The 20,661-nt window shown below is 68.4% G+C and carries 17 protein-coding genes; 7 read left to right on the top strand and 10 right to left on the bottom strand.

The genetic code is table 11. The annotated features are described in order from the left end of the window. Window positions 1-25: 25 nt before the first annotated feature. The 4 genes from ACFYO0_RS04480 to ACFYO0_RS04465 form a co-directional block, all read right to left on the bottom strand. Window positions 26-2,074, bottom strand: coding sequence for a sulfatase-like hydrolase/transferase (locus tag ACFYO0_RS04480; protein WP_388670369.1), 2,049 nt, complete (start codon window positions 2,072-2,074; stop codon window positions 26-28). Between the two features lie 99 nt (window positions 2,075-2,173). Continuing rightward, window positions 2,174-3,706 (bottom strand): acyl-CoA synthetase, encoded by a 1,533-nt coding sequence (locus ACFYO0_RS04475; protein WP_388670366.1) that lies wholly within the window; start codon window positions 3,704-3,706, stop codon window positions 2,174-2,176. Between the two features lie 127 nt (window positions 3,707-3,833). Then, the gene (locus ACFYO0_RS04470) at window positions 3,834-5,396 is read right to left on the bottom strand and encodes an acyl-CoA synthetase (RefSeq protein ID WP_388670363.1); all 1,563 of its coding nucleotides are present in this window, start codon (window positions 5,394-5,396) and stop codon (window positions 3,834-3,836) included. Beyond that, window positions 5,393-6,502, bottom strand: coding sequence for a nitronate monooxygenase (locus ACFYO0_RS04465; protein ID WP_388670360.1), 1,110 nt, complete (start codon window positions 6,500-6,502; stop codon window positions 5,393-5,395). Before ACFYO0_RS04465 ends, ACFYO0_RS04470 begins: the two co-directional genes overlap by 4 nt. A gap of 159 nt (window positions 6,503-6,661) precedes the next feature. Here ACFYO0_RS04465 and ACFYO0_RS04460 point away from each other — a divergent pair, with 159 nt between their 5' ends. Then, a complete protein-coding gene (locus ACFYO0_RS04460) occupies window positions 6,662-8,455 on the top strand; it encodes a serine hydrolase (RefSeq protein WP_388670357.1) in 1,794 nt (597 codons plus the stop codon). Between the two features lie 13 nt (window positions 8,456-8,468). On the opposite strand, the gene ACFYO0_RS04455 is transcribed toward ACFYO0_RS04460, so the two are convergent. The 3 genes from ACFYO0_RS04455 to ACFYO0_RS04445 form a co-directional block, all read right to left on the bottom strand. Then, window positions 8,469-10,040, bottom strand: coding sequence for a phytoene desaturase family protein (locus ACFYO0_RS04455; protein ID WP_388670355.1), 1,572 nt, complete (start codon window positions 10,038-10,040; stop codon window positions 8,469-8,471). A gap of 665 nt (window positions 10,041-10,705) precedes the next feature. Next, complete coding sequence (locus tag ACFYO0_RS04450; protein WP_388670352.1) at window positions 10,706-12,946, bottom strand: tetratricopeptide repeat protein; 2,241 nt, start codon at window positions 12,944-12,946, stop codon at window positions 10,706-10,708. Continuing rightward, window positions 12,928-13,863, bottom strand: a complete 936-nt coding sequence (locus ACFYO0_RS04445; RefSeq protein ID WP_388670349.1) for an oxygenase MpaB family protein — start codon at window positions 13,861-13,863, stop codon at window positions 12,928-12,930. The genes ACFYO0_RS04450 and ACFYO0_RS04445 overlap by 19 nt, the downstream gene beginning before the upstream one ends. A gap of 189 nt (window positions 13,864-14,052) precedes the next feature. Between ACFYO0_RS04445 and ACFYO0_RS04440 the strand changes: the two genes are divergently transcribed. Beyond that, on the top strand, window positions 14,053-14,814 hold the full coding sequence (locus ACFYO0_RS04440) for a DeoR/GlpR family DNA-binding transcription regulator (RefSeq protein ID WP_388670346.1): 762 nt from the start codon (window positions 14,053-14,055) through the stop codon (window positions 14,812-14,814). A 100-nt stretch (window positions 14,815-14,914) separates the two neighbouring features. Here ACFYO0_RS04440 and ACFYO0_RS04435 read toward each other — a convergent pair whose 3' ends face one another. Continuing rightward, window positions 14,915-15,667: a DeoR/GlpR family DNA-binding transcription regulator gene (locus ACFYO0_RS04435; RefSeq protein ID WP_388670871.1), complete on the bottom strand. Its 753-nt coding sequence runs from the start codon at window positions 15,665-15,667 to the stop codon at window positions 14,915-14,917. Window positions 15,668-15,964: 297 nt separating this feature from the next. Here ACFYO0_RS04435 and ACFYO0_RS04430 point away from each other — a divergent pair, with 297 nt between their 5' ends. The 5 genes from ACFYO0_RS04430 (at window position 15,965) to ACFYO0_RS04410 (ending at window position 20,021) form a co-directional block, all read left to right on the top strand. Next, window positions 15,965-17,242 (top strand): ABC transporter substrate-binding protein, encoded by a 1,278-nt coding sequence (locus tag ACFYO0_RS04430; RefSeq protein ID WP_388670343.1) that lies wholly within the window; start codon window positions 15,965-15,967, stop codon window positions 17,240-17,242. A 142-nt stretch (window positions 17,243-17,384) separates the two neighbouring features. After that, entirely contained in the window at window positions 17,385-18,242 is an 858-nt protein-coding gene (locus ACFYO0_RS04425) for a carbohydrate ABC transporter permease (RefSeq protein WP_388670340.1), read from the top strand. Further along, the gene (locus ACFYO0_RS04420) at window positions 18,239-19,087 is read left to right on the top strand and encodes a carbohydrate ABC transporter permease (protein ID WP_388670337.1); all 849 of its coding nucleotides are present in this window, start codon (window positions 18,239-18,241) and stop codon (window positions 19,085-19,087) included. The genes ACFYO0_RS04425 and ACFYO0_RS04420 overlap by 4 nt, the downstream gene beginning before the upstream one ends. Window positions 19,088-19,457: 370 nt before the next feature. Next, window positions 19,458-19,661 carry a hypothetical protein gene (locus ACFYO0_RS04415; protein ID WP_388670333.1) on the top strand — a complete coding sequence of 68 codons (204 nt, stop codon included), beginning with the start codon at window positions 19,458-19,460 and terminating at the stop codon, window positions 19,659-19,661. Between the two features lie 24 nt (window positions 19,662-19,685). Then, window positions 19,686-20,021: a CGNR zinc finger domain-containing protein gene (locus tag ACFYO0_RS04410; protein ID WP_388670330.1), complete on the top strand. Its 336-nt coding sequence runs from the start codon at window positions 19,686-19,688 to the stop codon at window positions 20,019-20,021. 16 nt (window positions 20,022-20,037) lie between these two features. On the opposite strand, the gene ACFYO0_RS04405 is transcribed toward ACFYO0_RS04410, so the two are convergent. Both ACFYO0_RS04405 and ACFYO0_RS04400 read right to left on the bottom strand, forming a co-directional pair. After that, on the bottom strand, window positions 20,038-20,334 hold the full coding sequence (locus ACFYO0_RS04405; protein ID WP_388670327.1) for a winged helix-turn-helix transcriptional regulator: 297 nt from the start codon (window positions 20,332-20,334) through the stop codon (window positions 20,038-20,040). Next, window positions 20,259-20,657, bottom strand: coding sequence for a winged helix-turn-helix transcriptional regulator (locus tag ACFYO0_RS04400; protein ID WP_388670323.1), 399 nt, complete (start codon window positions 20,655-20,657; stop codon window positions 20,259-20,261). Before ACFYO0_RS04400 ends, ACFYO0_RS04405 begins: the two co-directional genes overlap by 76 nt. Window positions 20,658-20,661 lie beyond the last annotated feature (4 nt).

Here is a 20,661-nt window from a genome sequence, read left to right as displayed (position 1 = left end):
GGTTCACCGGCGGCAGGCTCTGGTCTCACTCCTGCTTGGAGGGATTGGGCTGTGAGCCGTACGCGGTCAGGAAGCGGTCGCGGAAGGAGTCCATTCGCCAGACCGGGGCGTTCGCGTCGGGCTTGAGGCCGTCCGTCCAGTTCCAGTCGTCGATCTTGTCCAGTACGGACTTGTCCTGGGCGACGATCGAGATCGGCACGTCCCGACTGGCCTTGTTGCCACTGACCTTGGCCATCGGCTGGTGGTCGCCGAGGAAGACGAGCACGGTGTCCTTGCTTCCGTACTTGGTCACGTAGTCGATCAGACTGGTCACCGAGTACTGGATGGACTTGCCGTACTCCTCCGTCGCCTTCTCGGAGTCGTAGAAGACGTCCCCGGGCTTCTTGCCGGCCTTCTGGATGTCCTTGTAGACGGAGCCGTCGCCGACCTGGTCCCAGGGAACCGTCTTGGGGAGCGGCGCCCAGGGCTGGTGGCTGGACGTCAGGATGATCTGCGACATCAGTGGCTTGTCCTGCTTCTTGCCGTGCTCGAGCTGCTCGAAGGCCTTCAGGGCGTACTGGTCGGGCATCGTCGACCAGCTGAACTTGGGGCCCTTGTAGCCGAGGTCCCGGGAGTCGTAGACCTGGTCGAGGCCATAGAACTTGCCCTCCGGCCAGTTCTTCTGCACGCCCGGCATGACACCCACCGTCCGCCAGGCGCCGGTGCGCTGGAAGGCCCCCGTCAGGGTCAGGTGCTCGCCCGCGGTGACGACGCGGTAGCGGTTCTGGTTGTTGATCCACAGGCCCGACAGGAACGTGGAGTGGCCGAGCCAGCTGTTGCCGCCGTAGGTCGCCGAGGTGAGCCAGCCACTCTTGGCGGCGAACCCGGCCTTGGTCAGCTCCTCGTTCTTGGCGGTGAGGGTCGCGTTGACGCCCGGTGCGATGTCCTCGTCCTCGATCGCGCTGCGGCCGTAGCTCTCGATGAAGGTGAAGATGACGTCCTTGCCGCGCAGATCGGTGAGCAGCTGGTCGCCCGGCGTGTTGCCGAACTTGTCCTTCTTGGCCTCCTTGGCGAACGCCGCCTCGTCCTTGATGGTGGCGCGCACCCGCTTCATACGGTCTTCGACCAGGGCGACCGTGCTTCTGGCGGCGAGCGGCGTGCCGGCGAGCTGGAGGCCGAGCGCCGCGCAGGTGACCCAGGCGGTTCCGATCAGCACGGTGGTACGGGTGGCCTTGTCGCGGTCGCGGGCCAGGACGTTGCTCAGCCGGAGCACCGCCAGGGTCATCACGGCGAGTACGACCAGGACGAGCGCCACGACCCCGATGACGGCGGCGATCGTGCCGCCGCTGCCCATCGAATCCTCGAGATAGGCCTTCGCGTCGTCGAACAGGACCCAGTCGAGGACCATGTTGAAGCCTCGGCCGAGGAACATGTTGAAGCCGATGTCGAGGAGGTTCAGCACGGTCAGCACGCCGAGGCCCAGACCGGCGAGGGCCGCCGCCACCATCCGTGGCCTGCGCGGCAGGAAGATCAGGACGCCGGCGCCGAGGATCGCCTCCACGGGGATGCGTACGAAGATTCCTGGCCGGAAGGCTTCGATCGAGGTCGGCATGAGGAGCGCGAAGCACACGAGGCCGAGGGACAGGGCGGTGATCGTCCAGCCGACGTAGCTCGCCGCGACGGGGTGTCTGTCACGCCAGCGGCGCCGGGCGACGGGTTCCTCCGGAGCGTCGGATGGGAGCTGCCCGGACGGAGCGTCGGCCGGGCCATCCGTGGGGGCGTCGGCGTCGCTCGCGGGGGGCTTCTCCTCGGTGGCGGCTTCAGCGGGTTCCGCGCGTTCGGCAGGCGCTTCTTCCTCGGCGGCGGGTTCAGCGGGGGCTTCTTCTTCGGCGGCGGCTTCGGCGGGTTCAGCGGGGGCTTCTGAGGTGAATTGCGTGGCAGCAGGGCTCTCGTCGGCTGCCCTGTCCTCCCCAGAAGCCTCGGCAACGGCGTCATCAGGCGTGTCCGCCGGTGGAACCTCCTCCGGCGTCTGGTCCTTTTCCGGGGTTGTCCGGTCCGTGTCCGGCAGTTGAGGTGAGTTCGTGGTGCTCGACAACCCGGAGGTCCTTCCGTGCGTTTCCCGCTGGTGGCGCGGCGGACCGGGCCCGGGTGGTCGGGTCCGCCGGTATGTGTACGGCTCGTCGGCCTCGACCGTTCAATCACCTGGGGCGATGGTTCGGGCGGGCTCGTCCTGGAACCGGTCCCTGAGCTCCCTCTTGAGGATCTTGCCGCTGGCGTTGCGGGGCAGCCCATCCACGAACAGGACCCGCTTCGGCGCCTTGAAGCCGGCGAGCCTCTCACGGGCGTATGCGAGCAGCTCCTCCTCCGTCACCTCGTCCCGGCGGACGACCACCGCGGTCACGGCCTCGATCCAGCGCGCGTCCGGCAGTCCGATCACCGCGACCTCGGCCACCGCGTCATGCGTGTAGAGCACGTCCTCGACCTGGCGCGAAGCGACCAGGACACCGCCAGAGTTGATCACGTCCTTCACCCGGTCGACCACGGTGAAGTACCCGTCGGCGTCACGCACGGCGAGATCCCCGGAGTGGAACCAGCCGTCACGGAAGGCCTCGGCCGTCTCCTCGGGCTTGTCCCAGTAGCCCTCGCACAGCTGCGGTGACCGATAGACGATCTCGCCCCGCTCCCCGTCAGGCGCATCCTTGCCGGACTCGTCCACGAGCCGCGCCTCGACGAACAACACCGGGCGCCCGCAGGAGTCCATCCGTCCCTTGTGCTCGTGCGGCCCGAGAACCATGGCCAGCGGGCCGATCTCGCTCTGCCCGAAACAGTTGAAGAAGGCCAGCTTCGGCAGCCGCTCCTTCAGGCGTTCCAGTACGGGCACGGGCATGATCGACGCCCCGTAGTACGCCTTGCGCAGCCCGCTCAGGTCACGGGTGGCGAAGTCGGGGCGGTTCGACAGCCCGATCCACACGGTGGGCGGAGCGAACAGGCTGTCCGCGCGACCGGTCTCGATCAGGTCGAAGATCTGCTCGGCGTCGGGCGCGTCGAGGATGGTGTTCCGGGCGCCGACCGCGAGATACGGCAGCAGGAACACATGCATCTGTGCCGAGTGGTAGAGCGGCAGCGAGTGCACCGGCAGGTCGCCGGCGCTCAGATCGAGCGCGGCGATCGCGCTCAGGTACTCGTGCACCAGCGCGCGATGCGTCATCATCGCGCCCTTCGGAGCGGCCGTGGTGCCCGAGGTGTAGAGCAACTGCACCAGGTCCTCGGTACGCGGCTCATCACCGTCGTACGGCGCCGTGGAGGCCAGCCGCGCGAGCAGCGAGTCGTCGGCATCGCGCAGCGGCAAAACCCGTACGCCGTCCGGGAGTTGACCGGCGAGGTCCGGGTCGGCCATCACCAGCGTGCTGCCGGACTGGCCGACGATGTACGCGAGGTCGTCACCGGTCAGGTTCTGGTTGACCGGTACGTGCACCAGACCGGCCCGCGCACAGGCCAGGAAGCCGATCAGGTACGCGTCCGAGTTGTGACCGTAGGCGCCGACCCGGTCGCCGGGGGCGAGGCCCATGTCGCACAGTACCCGGGCGGCGCGGGAGACGGCATCGTCCAACTCCTCGTAGGTCCAGGTCCGTTCGCCGTAGTGGACCGCGGCACGGGCGGGTGTCCGGCGGGCACTGCGCCGCAGTACCCCGTCGACCGTCACGTTGCGTCCCGCAGCCACCGTCATTACCCGCTCCTTTGTCCCACTGCCCTGGCGCGATCCTCGTGCGGCGGCGCGAGCGGGTCAACTCCGGGCATGACGGTGGCCGGCGTACAGGGCGGCAAGCGGGTGAACTGTCCGCCCACCACCTCACTCAGACGGGACGCGTGCGTCCTTCCCAATACGGCTCCCGCAGCCGTCGCTTGTACAGCTTCCCGTTCGGGTCCCGTGGCATCGTCTCGATGAAGTCGACGCTCTTGGGCCGTTTGTAGCCGGCCAGTTGCCGTTCGCAGTGGCCGAGGATCTCGGCGGCCAGCGCCTCGCCGGGTTCGAAGCCGGAGGCCGGCTCGACGACGGCCTTGACCTGCTCGCCCCAGTCGTCGTGCGGGATGCCGAACGCGGCTGCGTCGGCGACGGCCGGGTGGGTGAGCAGCGCGGACTCGATCTCGGCCGGGTAGATGTTGACGCCGCCCGAGATGATCAGGTCGATCTTGCGGTCGCGGAGGAAGAGGTAGCCGTCCTCGTCGAGATAGCCGAGGTCGCCGACGGTGAAGAAGTCGCCGATGCGGTTCTTCTTCGTCTTGGTCTCGTCCTTGTGGTACGAGAAGCCTCCTGTGCTCATCTTCATGTAGACGGTGCCGAGTTCACCGGGCTGCAGTTTGTTCCCGTCGTCGTCGAAGACGGCGAGTTCGCTGATGGGCCAGGCCTTGCCGACCGTGCCGGGCTTCTTCAGCCAGTCCTCGGCGGTGGCGAAGGCTCCGCCGCCCTCGCTGGCCGCGTAGTACTCCTCGACGCTGTTGCCCCACCAGTCGATCATGGCCCGTTTCACATGGTCGGGGCAGGGGGCGGCGCCATGGATGGCGTGCCGCATGGAGGAGACGTCGTAGCGGGCCCGTACCTCGTCGGGCAGCGCCAGCAGGCGGTGGAACTGGGTCGGGACCATGTGCGTATGCGTGCACCGGTGGGTGTCGATGAGGCGGAGCATCTCCTCGGGCGTCCACTTGTCCATGAGGACGAGGCGGTGGCCGATGTGCAGGGACGCGCCGGCGAACTGGAGCACGGCCGTGTGGTAGAGCGGCGAGCAGACCAGGTGCACGTTGTCGTCGAAGGGTTTGATCCCGAAGATGCCGAGGAAGCCGCCGAGATACGCCTCCTCGGGGAGCTTGCCGGACAGTGGGCGCCGGATGCCGCGCGGGCGCCCGGTGGTGCCCGAGGTGTAGTTCATGACCCAGCCGAGGGTGCGGTCGCCGGGTGCCGACTCGGGCTGTCCGTCGAGGAGTTGGGCGTAGGGCCTGAATCCCTCGACCGAACCGACCGCGTACCGCCGCCCCTGTGGCAGCTTCGCCTCGTCTGCGGCGTGCCGTGCGGCGTCCGCGAACCGCTCGTGCGCGAGGAGCACCTTGGCCCCCGAGTCGGAGACGATCCAGGCGATCTCGGGGCCGACGAGGTGGTGGTTGACGGGGACGAGGTAGAAACCCGCCTGCTGGGAGGCCAGGTACGCGGTGAAGAACTCGACTCCGTTGGGCAGCACGACCGCGAACGCGTCGCCGCGCTCGAGCCCGGCGGCACGCAGCCCGTGGACGAGGCGGTTGGTCTCGGCGTGCAGCCGTCCGGCGGTCCACTTCTCCCCATCGGGGGCGATCAGGACCGTACGCTCCGGGTCTGCGGCTGCCTGGGCCCAGAAGCCGTTGGCGGAAGCATTGGGGGCCTGGGTCACACCTCACTCCTTCCAGCGATCCGGTTGATTCGGTCGACGGCCCGCTCGAAGCCGCGGGTGAGGTCGTCGAAGACGGCCTGGACGCTGCGCTCGCTGTTCATCCGGCCGACGATCTGCCCGACGGGCGTCCCGAGCAGCGGCTCCACCTCGTACTTCTGGATCCGTGAGACCGCTTCGGCGACCAGCAGGCCCTGGAGCGGCATGGGGAGCGTGCCGGGCCCGTTCGGGTCGTCCCAAGCGTCGGTCCATTCGGTACGCAGCTGCCGTGCGGGTTTCCCGGTCAGCGCACGCGAGCGGACCGTGTCACCGGATCCGGCGGCGAGAAGTTTCCGGGTCACGGCCCGCGAGTGCATGTCGGCCTCGGTGGTGGTCAGCCACAGGGAGCCGAGCCACACCCCCTGAGCACCGAGAGCAAGCGCGGCGGCCACCTGCTGTCCGCTGCCGATACCGCCCGCGGCCAGTACAGGCAACGGATCGACGGCGTCCACGACTTCGGGCGTGAGCACCATCGAGGCGATCTCACCCGTGTGTCCGCCGGCCTCGTAGCCCTGGGCGACGACGATGTCGATGCCCGCCTCCGCGTGCTTGCCGGCGTGCCGGGCACTGCCCGCGAGCGCGGCGACGAGCACACGCTGGTCGTGAGCGCGCGCGATGACGTCGGCGGGCGGTGAACCGAGCGCGTTGGCCAGCAACTTGATCGGGTAGTCGAAGGCGACGTCGAGCTGGTTGCGGGCCACCTGCTCCATCCAGCCGGTGATGCGCCAGCCGGAGGCCTCACCCTCGGCGAGTTCCGGCACGCCGTACTTGGCCAGGGTGTCCTTGACGTACTGCCGGTGCGCTTCGGGAATCATCGCCTCGACATCGGCCTCGGTGACGCCTTCGATCTTCTTGGCCGGCATGACGACGTCCAGGCCGTACGGCATGCCGTCGACGTGCTTCTCGACCCAGTCGAGGTCGCGTTTGAGGTCGTCGGGGGCGGTGTAGCGGACCGCGCCGAGCACGCCGAAACCACCGGCCCGGCTGATGGCCGCGGCGACGGCGGGGAACGGCGTGAAGCCGAAAATGGCGTGCTCGACTCCCAGTTTCTTGCTCAGCTCCGTCTGCATGGCCGCAGGATGCCGCAGTCCTCCGGACGAGGGAAGACCTTTTCTGATGCGCCGTCAGATTTCTGGCCGGACTTCTGGGAGGTTCCGTCAGTCCTCTCTCCAGCGGGGCAAGATACTTTCAAGCGGGCGGGCGCACGATTCGCTACAGGAGGCTTCTCGATGGCCGAAGACGCAGGGGACCGAGAGAGCAGAGGGAGCAGCACCGGGCTGACTCGTCGCCAACTCGCCCGGAAAACCCTGGCGTTGGGCGGCGCACTGGCCCTCGTGCCCTTCCCGGCGGGCCCCGCGTCGGCCGCGCCCGAGCACGGCAGGCCCACCTTGCGGCCCGGAACCCCGGAGCGGGCGGGCCTGCTCGCCGGGCATCTGCGCCAACTCGTCGCCGACGCCGAGACGTTCCTCGGCGCCTCCCCCAAGTATCCCTGGTACGCGGGTGCCGTCTTACTCGCCGGACGCGGCGGCACGGTCGCCCTGCATCAGCCGATCGGCAAGGCGGTGCGCTACTCCGCGTACGACGAGAAGACGGACACCGGCGTGGAGTTCCCCGCCGGGCAGCAGATCCCGATGGCCGAGGACACGGTCTTCGACCTCGCCTCGGTCTCGAAGCTGTTCACCTCGATCCTGGCCGTGCAGCAGATCGAGCGGGGCGCTCTGGATCTTGAGGGGAAGGTCGGCTCGTATCTGCCGGAGTTCGGGGGCGCGGGCAAGCAGGACATCACGATCCGTCAGCTCCTCACGCACACCTCCGGGTTCCGGGCCTGGATCCCGCTCTACAACGCGCCGACGTACGAGGAGAAGCTCCAGCTCATCTGGAGCGAGGCGCCGGTCGACCCGCCGGGCACCAAGTACCTCTACTCGGACCTCAATCTGATCTCCCTCCAGCTGGTCCTGGAGGAGATCACCGGTGACCCTCTGGATGCCCTGCTCCGAAGCGAGATCACCGCTCCACTCGGGATGCACCGCACTCGCTACAACCCGCCCGCCTCCTGGAAGCGGAAGATCGCCGCCACGGAGGACGCCCGCAAGCCCTGGTCCGGGATCGACCGCGGCCTGGTGTGGGGCGAGGTGCACGACGAGAACGCATACAGTCTCGGCGGGGTCGCGGGCCACGCGGGTGTCTTCTCCGACGCGTGGGACCTGGCGGTGCTCGGCCGTACGCTCCTCAACGGCGGCTCGTACGGCCGGGCCCGGATCCTGACGCCCGAGTCGGTGGAGCTGATGTTCACCGACTTCAACACCGCGTTCCCCGGCGACGAGCACGGCCTCGGCTTCGAGCTCTACCAGCACTGGTACATGGGCGCGATGGCCACCCCGCGCACCGCAGGGCACACCGGTTTCACCGGCACGTCGATGGTCCTCGACCCGACGACCGACTCCTTTCTGATCGTGCTCGGCAACTCCGTTCATCCCGTACGCAGTTGGCGATCCGGCTCCGCCCCCCGGGTCGCCGCCGCAAACAACCTGGCGCGTGCCGTCCCGGTCCGGCCCGCACGAGGGCGTACGGCCTGGTTCTCCGGCATGGCCACCGCGGCATCCGCGACGCTCACGCTCCCCGCACTCGCCGTCCCCACCGGCGGCCGGCTGCGCTGCGCCCTGTGGTGGGACACCGAACCCCGTTCGGACACCCTGTTCCTGGAGTCCTCGGCGGACGGCGGCACGACATGGCAGCCGGTGCCGTTCACGACGCGCCGCGACGGCGAGGAGAAGCAGGAGCATCCGGCCGGATCGGTGACCGGCTGGTCGGGCCGGGCCTGGTACCGGCTCACCGCGGACCTTGCCGCGGCCCCCAAAGTCCTGCTGCGGTGGCGTTACACGACGGACCAGCGCTACGTCGGCCGCGGCGCGTACGTGGACGGTCTGCGCGTCGAGGACGGCGACCGTGTCGTCTTCGACGAGGCCAGACCGTCGGACGCGGCACGGATCGAGGCGGACGGCTGGACGCCGTCCGACAACTGACCGGCGACCGAGGCTATCCCCGCCCCCGATCCTCCAGCACTGCCATCGCCGCGTTGTGCCCCGGCACCCCGCTCACCCCGCCGCCGCGCACCGCGCCCGCGCCGCACAGCAGGACGTTCGCGTGCCGGGTCTCCACGCCCCAGCGGCCGGTGCCCTCCTGGGCGTAGGGGAAGGCGAGGTCGCGGTGGAAGATGTTGCCGCCGGGCAACCGCAGGTCACGTTCCAGGTCGAGGGGGGTCTTCGCCTCGATACAGGGACGGCCGTCCGCATCCGTGGCCAGGCAGTCGGTGAGGGGTTCGGCCAGGTGGGCGTCCAGTTGGGCGAGGGTCGACTTGAGCAGTTCATCGCGTACGGCGTCGTTGTCGTGGGCGAAGAGCCGGGCCGGTGTGTGGAGACCGAAGAGGGTAAGCGTCTGGTAGCCCTGGCGGACCAGGTCGGGGCCCAGGATCGTGGGGTCCGTGAGGGAGTGGCAGTAGATCTCGGAGGGCGGCGCGGCGGGCAGCTCGCCGGACGCGGCCTGTGCGTGTGCGGTCGCCAACTGTTCGTACCCCTCGGCGATGTGGAAGGTCCCGGAGAACGCCTCACGGGGATCGACGGAGGTGTCGCGGAGCCTCGGCAGTCGCTTGAGCAGCATGTTCACCTTGAGCTGGGCGCCCTCGGCGGGGGCGGGCGGCTCCTCCCCTGTGAGGCTCGCGAGTTCCTGCGGCGAGGCGTTCACGAGGACGTGCCGGGCCGCGACGACTTCCTCCGCCTCCTCGGTCCGGTAGGTGACCTCGGCGGCGTGTCCGTCGCTCTCGACCCGGACCACGTCGTGCCCGGTCGCGATGACGGCGCCTGCGGCGCGGGCGGCTCCGGTCAGCGCGTCGGTGAGGGCGCCCATGCCGCCGACCGGTACGTCCCAGTCGCCCGTGCCGCCGCCGATCACGTGATAGAGGAAGCAGCGGTTCTGCCGAAGAGAGGGGTCGTGGGCGTCGGCGAAGGTGCCGATGAGCGCGTCGGTGAGCACGACGCCGCGTACGAGATCGTCGGCGAAGGTTTCCTCGATGACCGCGCCGATCGGCTCCTCGAACAGCGCCCGCCAGGCCTCCGCGTCGTCGATGCGGCGGCTGAGCTCGTCGCGTGTGGGCAGAGGTTCGGTGAGGGTGGGGAACACCTGCTTGGCGACGCGGCCGGTCATCGCGTAGAAGCGCTGCCAGGCCCGGTACTCGTGGTCCGAGCCGGTGAGCCGCGCGAAGGCCTCCCTGGTGCGCCGTTCGCCGCTGCCGACGAGCAGTCCGGTCGGCCGTCCATCGCGTTCGGCAGGTGTGTACGAGGACACCGTGCGTCCGCGTACCCGGAAGTCGAGGCCGAGATCCCGCACGATCTTCCGGGGCAGCAGGCTGACCAGGTACGAGTACCGGGACAGGCGTGCGTCGAGCCCGGCGAACGGCCGGCTGGACACGGCGGCGCCCCCGGTGTTCCCCAGCCGTTCCAGCAGCAGGACGGACTTCCCCGCGCGGGCCAGGTAGGCGGCGGCGACCAGACCGTTGTGGCCCCCGCCGACGATCACGGCGTCGAATTCCTTGTGTCCCTCGAGTGCAGGCATGCCTCTTCGTAACACGCGGTGATCTAGGTCGGCCAGAGATACGCGGCCGGTTGCCGCCGGCGGTTGGGCAGGGCGCCTTAGAGGGAGGGTGGGTTCGGTTCGTGGGCGACTGCGGGTCCGTCGTGGCTGGTCGCTCCCCCACTCTCGGCTTCTCCCCCACTCTCGACTTCGCTCGAGCGGGGGGACCCCCATGAGCGGGGGGACCCCCATCGCGGCGGAGCCGCAAACTGATACAGCCCCGCGCCCCTGAATCACGCGCTCGAGGCAACACATCCGAGTGCCTGTCCACGGACCCCCCGCGTCCTACTGAAAACCGGGTTCGGAACACACCAAGGGGCGTCGACGTCGGCCAGACGGCCACCTACCGATTTTCACGCACACAGGGTGTCGCCGTCAGGCGACCGAACTACTGAAAAGCAAAAGACTGCGACTCCCCGCCCCCGAACGGACCGGCGCCCTGAAAGCCCGTACCCCCAACTACCCGCACTCTCCCACCGGCGGGAGGGGACGTGGGCCGGTGCGTCGTACGCCCGTCGCGTAGGTTCTGTCTCAGGTCACCCGCACCCGGTATCAGCAAAGGGCCGTATGCCCACCCGGCGACGGGCTGACGCACCGGCCCACGGCCCCGACCCACCACCCACGCCAGGGGCGCGGGGAGCGGAGCGTCACCGCGCCCCGGACGCCCGCTGTTGCCGCAGCGCCGCGACCCTCCGGTACAGCTCCACCGCCTCCGCCCCGCGGCCGAGCTGCTCCAGGCAGTGTGCCTCGTCGTTGCGGCTGGCCAGGGCATCGGGATGGTCGGCGCCCAGGACCTGCTCGCGGGCGGTGGCGACACGGCGGTACTCCGTGAGCGCGTCGGCCCAGCGGCCGAGCCAGCCGAGGCCGACGGCGACCTCGCGACGGCTGACCAGGGTGTCCGGGTGATCGGAGCCGAGGACACGCTCACGAATGGCGCACACGTCGCGGGACTCGGCAAGCGCCTCCTCCCAGCGACCGAGCCGGCCGAGGTTGACGCAGAGGCCGTGCCGGGCGCGCAATGTCTCGGGGTGGGCCGGGCCGTGGACGCGGGTGCGGTCGTCGATCAGGTCGCGGTACAGCGTCAGGGCCTGGGCGCTGCGGCCGAGCCGGCCGAGGCTGATGCCGACCTCGTAGCGCGCGGCGAGCGTGTCGGGGTGGTCGGGCCCGAGAGCCCCCGCGCGGGCCTCGGCGACCTCTTGGTAGGTCTGGAGCGCTTCGGGCCATCGGCCCAACTGGCCGAGTGCGTAGGCCACTTCGTACCGGGTGACGAGGGTGTCGGGATGGTTTGGGCCGAGGACCCGGGCGCGGGCCGCTGCCACGTCCAGAGCCATGCGGTACGAGTCCTCCAGGCGCCCGAGCCTGCTGAGGTTGAAGGCGAGGTTGTGGCGGCAGCGCAGGGTGTCGGGGTGGTCGGGTCCCATGGCGCGCTCCCGGGCGGCGAGCACCGACGTGTACACCTGGTGCGCCTCGAAGTGGCGGCCCAACTGCCCCAGTACGTACGCCATTTCCTGTCGCGCGGCCAGTGTGTCCGGGTGGTCGGACCCGAGCACCCGCTCCCTGGAATCGGCCACATGCGTGTACTCGCGCAGCGCGTCAGCGGGGCGCCCGGTACGGCTGAGGGTGAAGGCGACCTCGTACCGGCTGGCAAGGGTGTCGGGGTGGTCGGGACCCAGCGCGTGCTCGCGTTCGGCGGCGACCGCGCGGTGCACTTCGCCCGCCTCCGCCCAGCGGCCGAGGCGCCCCAGGCTCAGGCCCGCGTTGTGCCGGCCGGTGAGGGTGCTGATCAATTCCGGTGACGGAGCGGGCCGTTCGGCCTGCACGGGCTCCTGGGCGAAGCGGGAGTCGGTACGGGCGATCCAGTCGCCGGTCAGGCCTGCCGCGGCGTCCGGCGGTGTGGTGCGCATGCCCGCTCCGGCCGCCTTGTGGCCGGTGGTCATGCCGCGGGTCCAGGAGGGCAGTCGCGGTTCGGGAGTGGTGGCCGGTTCCGGTGCCTGCCGGCGCACGGGAGGAGACGCCACGGTCGGCACGTACACCGGCGTGGTGCGGGCCGCGCTGATGCGGTGGCTCAACTCGCGGGCGTTGTGCGGACGTTGCTCGGGCTCCTTGGCCAGCAGGTCCAGGATGATCTCCTCTACGTAATCGGGGAGTTCGGCGCGGTGGCGGCGCGGCGGCTCGGGAGGAGTGTCGCGGTGGCCGACGAGCACGGCCCATGCGTCATCGAGGTCGAACGGCGGCGCCCCGGTGGCGATCTCGTACAGCACGCAGCCGAACGAGTAGAGGTCGCTGCGTTCGTCGACGGACGAGCCGCTGATCTGCTCCGGCGACATGTAGTGCGGGGTGCCCATCGCGATGCCCGTGCCGGTGAGGCGGGCCGTGAAACCGATGTCGTGGCCGAGGCGGGCGATGCCGAAGTCGCAGATCTTCACCGTGCCATCGGTCAGCCGCATGATGTTCGCGGGCTTCAAGTCGCGGTGCACGATGCCCTGTTGGTGGGTGTAGGCGAGAGCGGCGGACACCTGGTCGGCGATCTCCACGACGTCGGCGACCGGCAGCGGGTGATGCTTGTTGTCCTCCAGGAGCTGGCTGAGGTTGCGCCCGTCCAGCAGCTCCATGACGAGATAGAGCACGCCGTCGGACTCGCCGAAGTCGTGGACGACGGTCACCCCGCGGTGCTGAAGGGCGGCGGCCACGCGGGCCTCACGCCTGAACCGCTCCCTCAGGACCCGGGTGAAGGACTGGTCGTGATGGTGGCCCAGTGGTTTGAGGCACTTGACGGCGACCTGTCTGCCCAGCGACTCATCGCGCGCACGCCACACCTCCCCCATGCCGCCGCGACCGATCAGGTCGAGCAGCCGGTAACGGCCCTGGATCAGCCTGGTCTCCCCCATTTCTGCGCCCGCCCCCGTCGTGTGTCCCCGCCCTCCCCTGGCTCGTCCAGTATGGCGAGGTGTCGTCCGAGTTTGTACGGGGCCGGTCGGGAGCCGGGGCCGAGCCGTGACATGGCACGGATAATGTGCTTGGGCGGGAGTTGCCAGCGCACACGTGCGGGAATGCTGCGCAGCATGGTGCCGGTGAAACGCAGTTGAAGGTTCACCGCCTCGCGCGACGGTGCGGATCGTCCGTACAGCTCATGGGCGTACGGCGGCAATGAGGCGTACGCGAGTTCCGCCACACCCCGCCAGAGCAGTTCGCGCGCCGGGACGAGCAGGGCGGGCGTCGGTGGCCGGCGCAGGAAGTCCTCGACGTCCCGTGCCTCCTCTCCGGCGGCCAGCTCGGGCCGCATCTTCTCGAAGTAGGCGCCGAGTTGGCCCTGGTCGGCGGGTACGTCCTCGGGATCGAGGCCCACCAGCCGGGCGCTCTCGCGATGTTCGCCGATGTAACGGTCGGCCTGCGCTTCCGTGAGGCGGATACCGGAACGGCGCGCGACATCGAGGTAGGAGTCGATCTCCGCGCAGTGCACCCAGAGGAGCAACTCGGGTTCGTCGATCCGGTAGTGCTCACCCGTGTCGGGGTCCGTCGCGGTGAGCATGGCGTGGATCTTCCGGACCCGGGCGCCCGCTTTCTCGGCGGCCTCGGTCGTGCCGTACGTCGCCGTCCCGACGAAGTTGGCCGTACGCATCAGCCGACCCCAGGCGTCCTTGCGGAAGTCCGAATTCTGCATGACCCCTCGCACCGCGCGCGGGTGCAGAGCCTGGAGGTAGAGCGCGCGGACGCCTGCGACCCACATCATCGGGTCGCTGTGCAGCTGCCAGGTGACCGAGGAAGGGCCGAAGAGACCGGCGTCGCCGGTGTGATCCACATCCACGCCGTCCAGTGTGACGATGATTGCCGGTTGGCACCAGAGACCGTCACTGACGCGTTCGAGCGCCGTTCGATGGCGTCAGAAGTCTGCAGGCCAGGCGGAGGAACGTCAGGAACACCGTGCAGAAAAATGGAAAAACTTCTGCAAGAACGCGCATAGATCTGATCGCGTTTGACGAGTAGTGTCTGGCGCGTGCTGGCTGAGCGACGACACCAACTGATCCTGCGAGCTCTGCGCTCGGGCGGCCCCGCATCGGTGACCGATCTCTGCGGGGAGCTGGGCGTGAGCGCCGCGACCGTCCGGCGCGACCTGGTCCGGCTGGAAGAGGAGGGGCTGCTCACCCGGGTCCACGGGGGAGCGGTCATCGGGGAGGGCGACCAGCAGGGCGACCAGCCATTCGCGGAGGTCGTCGGGGTGGGTGTGGCCGAGAAGGACGCGATAGCGGTGCGCGCCGCCGCCATGATCGAGGACGGTCAGTCGGTCCTGCTCGACATCGGAACGACCGCCTATCGGCTGGCCCGGCAGTTGCGCGGTCGCCAGCTCACCGTGATCACCAGCAACCTCGTGGTGTACGAGGAACTCGCGAAGGAGGAGAGCATCGAGCTGGTGCTGCTCGGCGGCATGGTCAGACGCGAGTACCGCTCGCTGGTCGGCTTTCTCACGGAAGACAATTTGCGGCAGTTGCATGCCGACTGGCTGTTCCTGGGCACGAGCGGTGTCCGCCCCGGCGGCCAGGTCATGGACACCACCGTCATCGAGGTGCCCGTCAAGCGCTCCATGATCGCGGCCGGTGACCGGGTGGTGCTCCTCGCCGACGAGAGGAAGTTCCCCGGCACGGGCATGGCCCAGGTCTGCGGGCCCGAGGAACTCGATGTGGTCGTGACCAACACCGGGGCGGACGCCGCGACCTGCACGGCCCTGGAGGAGGCGGGTGTCACGGTCGTACGGACGTGAACACCGGGGCGACGCGGACTTGAGCATCCCCCGTCGAGGTGGACGGCTTCGAGGTGAACGGCGGATCCGGGCGCGTCCGACGGGACTCAGGGCACTGGTCTCACACCTCGGCCACCTCGACTCCGGCCGCCTGCAGTGCGCTGCGAGTCGCCGGGTCCGTGGGCGCGTTGGTCACCACCATGTCGAGACTGCCGGGCCCGCACACCCGGGCCATACCGGTGCCCGGAAACTTTCCGGCGTCCGCCATCAGTACCACCTGTTCGCTGGCGGCGATCATGGCCCGTTTCACCGGCACCTGCACGGAGGTGGTGTCCAGTACGTGGCCGTCCGGGCGGACGCCGCTGGTGCCCAGGAACAGCCGGTCGGCATGGATCTGCCGGAGATTGTCCTCGGTGAGGAATCCGGCCAGCGAGCGGTAGTCGCGCCGGACGGCTCCGCCGAGCATCACCAGCTGGACACACGGATCGTCGGCGAGTTCCTCGTACACGGCGAGACTGCTGGTGATCACGGTGACGGCGCGGCCCCGCAGGCGGCGTGCCAACCGGTGTGTCGTGGTGCCGATGTCGAGCAGGAGGGTCTCTCCGTCGCTGACGAGGTCGGCGCACTTGTCCGCGAGGGTGTCCTTCGCCGCCACCCGTACGGTTGCCACCTCCGTGAAGGGTTCGTCTCCGCCCTCGGCCGGCATCGCGCCGCCGTGGACCCGTCTCAGTAGACCCTCATCCTCCAATTGCCCCAGGTCACGGCGGATCGTCGCCCGGCTCACACTCAGCCTCTCGGCCAGTGCGACGACGGCGGTCGGGCCGTCCGAGCGCAGCGCCCGCAAGATCAGTTCATGGCGGCGGTCGGGAAGCATGCCGGTCACTTCATCCTCCAAGTTCAATCAAACCCGCGCAGGATCGCGATGAAGTCTTGCCAGATCTGCGCACCAGGTGCAAGCTTCTGCGTAATTCGAGCAGGTGTAATCACTGCACCGGTACTTCCTGAGCAAAGGGCACCATGCCGCCATTCGCTGTCGATGGCTCAGGGGGAGGGGAAGCGCTCATGTCTCAGGCCCTGCGACCGGGCAGCTCTGCCCGACGAACTGGCGCAGCCCGGTGCCCGGGTGAAGCGCCCGCGGTCACCGATCACGTCGAACAGTAGGAGAACGAAAGTGGATCTGTCCCGTAGACGGTTCGTCCAGACGGCGTTGCTCGTCGCGGCGGGCGCCGGAGTCACCGCCGCGTGCGGGGGCTCGGACAGCAGCAGCGGTACGAAGGACGGCAAGGAACTGACCCTGTGGTACTGGGGCGGTGGCCTCAGCGACAAGGTCGTGGCAGACGCCAAGAAGCAGTTCACCGACGTGACGCTGAAGTCCTCGATCATCGGCGGCACCTTCAAGCAGAAGCTGCTCACCACGATGAACGGCCGCAGTTTCGTACCGGACATCACCGGGATCAAGGGCGAGGACATCGCCTCCTTCCTGCCCAACGCCAACCGGTTCATCGACCTCAACACCCTGGGGGCCGACAAGATCGCCTCGGAGTACCTGGGCTGGAAGCTGAAGCAGGGACAGACCCAGGACGGCAAGCAGATCGGCTTCCCGATCGACATCGGTCCGACCGCGATGTACTACCGCGAGGACATGTTCGCGAAGGCCGGACTGCCCACGGACCCCGCCAAGGTGGCCGCTGAGATATCCACTTGGGAGGAATACTTCGCGATCGGCGCCGAGATCCAGAAGGCGTATCCCAAGGCGTTTCTGCTCAACAACATGACGGCCGTCTTCGACATGTCCCTCGGTCAGGGCGGCAAGCGCATGATCGACGAGAACAACAAGTTCATCGGCGACCAGGAGCACGTCCGCAAGTGCTGGGACCTCGCCGTGCGCCTCTACGAATCCGGCGCCGACGCCAAGATCAACGACGAGAGCCTCAAGGCCGCCGTGGCCGACGGGTCCGTGGCCACCCAGCTCGGGGCCGCCTGGATGGCGCTGGACGTCAAGGACATGGCGCCGGACACCTCGGGCAAATGGCGGGTCGCTCCCCTGCCCGGCGGGCCCTCCAACATGGGCGGCTCCTTCCTGGCCCTGCCCAAGGAGTGCCGCAACCCGGAAGTCGCCTTCGAGATCATCAAGTGGCTGCTCAGCCCGGAGAACCAGGGCCGAGGCTTCACGGACGCGGCGCTGTTCCCCTCGGCCCCGGCCGCCTATGAGCTGCCCGCCCTGACCGAAGGCGACCCGTTCTTCGGCGGCCAGAAGACGATCGAGGTGTTCGGCCCGGCCGCCGAGAAGGTTCCGGCCTTCTACGAGGCTCCGGCGAACGCGGCGGTAGCCGTGCCCTACTACAACGAGCTGACCAGCATCGAGTCGAAGGGCAAGAAGCCGGACGACGCATGGAAGGACGCCGTCGAGCAGGCCAAGCAGATCGCCAAGCAGCAGGGCGTGAGCTGAGGTGGCAGCACCCCCCACGGCCGGACCCGCCGCAGCGCCCGAGGTTCCTCCGAAGCACCGCCGGACCGTCCGGAGTACCGGACGGTCCGAGCAGCGCCGGGGCCTGCGGCGGCTTCTGTCCTTCTGGCCGCAGTACGTGGCGGTGTCGCCGTTCTTCCTGCTGTTCGTGACCTTCCTGTTCTTCCCGATGATCTATTCGCTGTACCTGGCGTTCCAGCGTTGGGACGGCATCGGCGAGATGGCCTTTGTCGGGTTCGACCAGTTCCGCTTCCTGTTCGACGACCCCACCTTCTGGCTGGCGCTGCGGAACACCCTGGTGATCTGGGTGTTCGCCACGTTCCCCATGCTGTTCGTGGCGTTGGTGCTGGCCACCATGCTGAATTCCACGCGCCGCCTCACCAGCTTCTACCGCGTTGCCTACTTCGTCCCGAACGTCACCTCTGTAGTCGCGGTCTCCATCTTCTTCTTCTCTGCCTTCAGCGACCGGTACGGCGTCGTGAATGCGGCATTGCAGGCGGTGAACGTTCCGTCAGTCCCCTGGCTGAACAACGAGTGGACGATCAAAGCGGTCATCGCCATGCTGATGACCTGGCAATGGACCGGCTACAACATGATCATTTACCTTGCCGGTCTGCAGGCGATTCCCTCTGATGTCTACGAGGCGGCCAAGCTCGACGGCGCGGGGCCGGTACGGACCTTCTTCTCCATCACCGTCCCGATGATGCGTCCGATCATTCTGTTCACGGTGATCATCTCGACGGTCAACGGCCTGCAGAGTTTCACAGAGCCTCAAGTCCTGTTCGGCAGCAACGCGGCCAACAACCCGAATTCCGGCGGGCCGGGACAAGCAGGACTGACCACACTGCTGTACTTCTACCACCAGGCTTTCGACAACAACAACTTCGGTTACGCCGCCGCGATCGTCTGGGCGTTCTTCCTGGTCATCCTGCTGTTCGTGGTCATCAACTGGCGAGTCGTCCAAGGAAGGAGGAAGGTGTGAAGGCCCTCCGTCTCCGCCGGCCCACGACCGCCAGAGGACTGCTCCTCCATGTGGTCCTCACGGCCGGGGTCCTCATCTCGATGTTCCCGTTCTACTGGACCATCGTGATGGCGACCAACACGACGCGGGACATCTCCAAATACCCGCCGAAGCTCACCTTCGGGCCTCATCTCTTCGACAACATCCAGCGGTTGCTGGACAGCATCGACTTCTTCGGGGCGATGTTCAACACGGTCGTCGTGGCCGTGAGCACGACGGCACTCGTCCTGCTCCTCGACTCCCTGGCGGCGTTCGCCTTCGCCAAATACGAATTCCCCGGCAGACGTGTGCTGTTCGCGATGCTGATGGCCATCTTCATGCTGCCGCTCCAGCTCGCGATCATCCCCCAGTACCTCATCATGGCGGAACTGGGCTGGCTGGGCTCGCTCAAGGCCGTCATATTCCCGGCGACAGCGAACGCCTTCGGCATCTTCTGGATGCGTCAGTACATGATCGGCGCCATTCACGACGAACTCATCGACGCCGCCCGCATGGACGGCTGCGGCTTCTTCCGGCAGTACTGGCACGTCGGGTTGCCGGCCGTCCGGCCGGGGCTCGCCTTCCTCGGCATCTATACCTTCGTCGCCGCGTGGAACGACTACGTCTGGCCGCTCGTCGCCCTGGTCAACCCCGAAAAAGTGACCCTGCAGGTCGCCCTGTCCCAGCTCAACGTCTCGCACGGCCGACAGGACTACGCCATGGTGATGGCCGGCGTACTGCTCGCCGTACTGCCGCTGGTAGTGGTGTTCTCCCTGTTCGCCCGCAACTTCATCGCCGACGCCACGAAGGGGGCGGTGCGCGAGTGAGCACCTCAGGAGCGAGGGCGACTTGAGAGGTGTGCAGCCGATGGGAGTGTCACATCCGACCCCAGGAACGCTAATTCCAGAAAGGCAATTCAACTTTCCCGGGAGGAGACGACCCAGCGTCACCACACGGCCGTCCTGAGATCCGTTGCAGCAGGATGCGCACCGAATCGTCGTCCAGACCGTAGACGGGGCCTACCCCTCCGAACCGGGCACCCCTGCCTCGGATCTCCCCCCAACAAGGGATCAGGGCCCCTTGGCAGCTCGAGGTCGCGAAACCGTTCCGAGCACCAACGGGCCCTGTTGCCGCTGCGCCGAGCGCCCTGCTACATGTTGATCATGTGGCCTGCAACTCGCCGACCAGCACATCCGCGTGGCCGGCCTACACGTCGGCTACATGGACACCGACATGGTCCGCACCGTCGACGCAGCCAAGTCCGACCCCGCCGACATCGCCCGGATCGCCATCGACGGCATCGCCGCCGACACCTACGAAACCCTCGCGGACAACGCCTCCCGCCAAGCGCAGGCCGCACTGGCCGGAGGCGTCTCCATGCTCTACCCGCAGCTCCCCTGAGGCCGACTGCCCGCATCCGGCGACGTGAAGCTGCTCAACCGATCCGCAGCCGCGGCCCCCAGACCCGCCCTGCAACTCGTCATCACCGAGGACCGCCTGGAGCCCGCCGGCACCGCACCCCTCGCGGCCGACCCCAACCTCGCGCTGGCGCTCATCGCCCAGGACGCCGTCGACCTGCTTCTGTCCGCCGAGATCCGGCGCGTACGCGTCTGCGGAGCGGACCGCTGCGCACTGCGCTTCCTGGACCGCTCCCCGGCCCGCAACCGCCGCTGGTGCTCCATGTCCCGCTGCGGAAACCGCACCAAGGTCTGCCTCCACCAGGCGCGCACACGACAGAGCGGCCGGATCACGGAAAGCTGACGAAGGAGTCCTCAGCTCACTCGGACGACCTCATACGAAAGGCCGGACCGGGGACGCTCTCGATGTCCTTGGCCTGCACCGGGTGGCCTCGTTCGCAGCGAATCCGGACGTCCACATGCGCGCCGCACCCGCGGTGTCGCGCCAGTACCGCCGGGCCCTCCGGGTCGGCGCGGTAACGGTCACCCCACTGCAACAGCCCCATCACGGCCGGCACCAGATCCACACCCTTGGGAGTGATCACGTACTTGGGCCGGCTACGCGAGCCGGGCTCCTTGTAGGTCTCGGTGGCCAGGATCCCTTCCTCGACGAGCATCCGGAGCTCCGACCAGGGTGGGCTGTGCTTACTCCGTCGGTGAGGGGGTGAGTGCTCCGCCGGGCGCTGGGCGGCGACATGGACCCCAGTGCCGCAGTCGGCGTACGGGCGTTCATTGCGCGATCTCGAACGCGATCAGGTCGAGTGATCGATCGCGGTATCGAGGGCTGAGTCCGCGCCGCGAGAAGGTTACGAGGACAGCCGAGGACGTGTTCGAAGTCACTGAACCGGGACGAGCCGTACCAGACCTCTCGCAGGATCAGGATCGTCCACTTCTCCCCGCCCACCTCAGACCCAAGCCACCCACACTGCCTTACGATCATAATA

Source organism: Streptomyces sp. NPDC006365 (assembly GCF_042870755.1).
GTDB lineage: Bacteria > Actinomycetota > Actinomycetes > Streptomycetales > Streptomycetaceae > Streptomyces > Streptomyces xiangluensis.
This window is presented reverse-complemented; position numbering and strand designations above follow the sequence as displayed.